Origin of the sequence: Mesorhizobium sp. M4A.F.Ca.ET.020.02.1.1 (assembly GCF_004022645.1) — a bacterium.
GTDB lineage: Bacteria > Pseudomonadota > Alphaproteobacteria > Rhizobiales > Rhizobiaceae > Mesorhizobium.
This window is the reverse complement of the sequence record NZ_RZOI01001104.1, coordinates 1-1,335: the sequence shown is the minus strand read 5'-3', so window position 1 is coordinate 1,335 and position 1,335 is coordinate 1. Positions and strand designations below refer to the sequence as shown.

Here is a 1,335-nt window from a genome sequence, read left to right as displayed (position 1 = left end):
TCACCGCAGCGTGCGGAAATCGGCCGCGCCGGTCGTCGAGGCCGATCAACTCGTCGCGGAAGATCACCTCGTCCCAGACCCGCGCCGAAAACACCAGAGCGACCGGCGCGGCCGATTTCCGCACGCTGCGGTGACGCACCATCGCCATCAGCGGCACCACGCCTGAGCCGCCGCCCACCAGCAGGATCGGCCCGCCATCACCGGCCGACCAGATGAAATGGCCGCCGAGCGGCCCGCGCAATTCGATCTCGTCGCCGACCGCCGCAACCTCGTGGAAGAAGGGCGACACCTCGCCATCCTCGAGCCTCTCGATCGCCAGCTCGACCGTGCCGGCGCTCTCCGGCGCCGAGGCAATGGAGTAGGAGCGGCGCGCCTGATAGCCGTCCGGCGCCGTCAGCCTGACGTCGACATGCTGTCCGGCCAGGTGGAGGAAAGGCCGCGACAGCTTGAAGAAGAAGCTCGTGACACGCGGCGTGCGTTTCTCGATGCGCACGATCCTCGCCGTCTGCCAGGGCGATTGCGCGGCCGAGGCCTCGCTCATGGATCGCCCGAATAGCGCTGTTCGCGCCACGGGTCGCCATAGATATGGTAGCCGCGCAATTCCCAGAAGCCCGGCTCGTCGCGCTCGGTGAACTGCAGCCCGTTCAGCCATTTCGCCGACTTCCAGAAATAGAGATGCGGCACAAGAAGCCGCGCCGGTCCGCCATGGTCCGGCGTGATCGGCTTGCCCTCGTAGAGCAGCGCCACCATCGCCTTGCCGTCGAGCAGATCCTTGGCCGGCACATTGGTGGTGTAGCCGTCGAACGAGAGCGCCAGCGTGTAGGCGGTCGGCGGCGCGATGCCGGCATCGGCGAGGATGTCGTCGACCAGCACGCCTTGCCAGGCGGTGTCGAACTTGGTCCAGGCGGTCACGCAATGGATGTCGCGCGTCATCCTGGTCAGCGGCAGCGCGCTGAACTCGGCCCAGTTCCATTTCTTGATCGGGCGAGGGCCGTGCTTGAGGGTGAACGACCAGTCCTCGGTGCGCACATGCGGCGTCGGCCCGGCCGACAGCACCGGGAAGCCCTGCTCGAGATACTGGCCCGGCGGGATGCGCGTGTCATGGTCCGTGGGGGGACGCCGTCCGGAAACGAAACCACGGGTGACCATCAGCACATCCCTTTGCGTGGGGCCGTTTGCCGGCCCAGCGCAATGTTCTCGAAGATGGCCCGGCGGGCAACAGAAAAAATGCCGGCGGCGGGCCTTGTGTCTGGCCTGTCGCCGGCGCCAGGCCTCAGCCTGCGGCGAAAGGCACGGCGACGCGCAGATCTTCGTCGCCGCGGGCGACGAGCAGCA

2 protein-coding genes are annotated in these 1,335 nt (G+C 67.6%); both read right to left on the bottom strand.

Features of this window, described 5'->3' with window-relative positions; genetic code table 11:
- Window positions 1-541: FAD-binding oxidoreductase (locus EN742_RS35195; RefSeq protein WP_128333896.1), on the bottom strand; the 541-nt coding region annotated here is incomplete at its 3' end.
- Entirely contained in the window at window positions 538-1,149 is a 612-nt protein-coding gene (locus tag EN742_RS35190; RefSeq protein ID WP_127406969.1) for a sulfite oxidase-like oxidoreductase, read from the bottom strand. The genes EN742_RS35195 and EN742_RS35190, both read right to left, overlap by 4 nt.
- Window positions 1,150-1,335: the final 186 nt, after the last annotated feature.

Bases quoted from the DNA above. Each gene is read 5' to 3' on its own strand.
- EN742_RS35190 (WP_127406969.1), bottom strand. From the start codon at position 1,149: ATGGTCACCCGTGGTTTCGTTTCCGGACGGCGTCCCCCCACGGACCAT.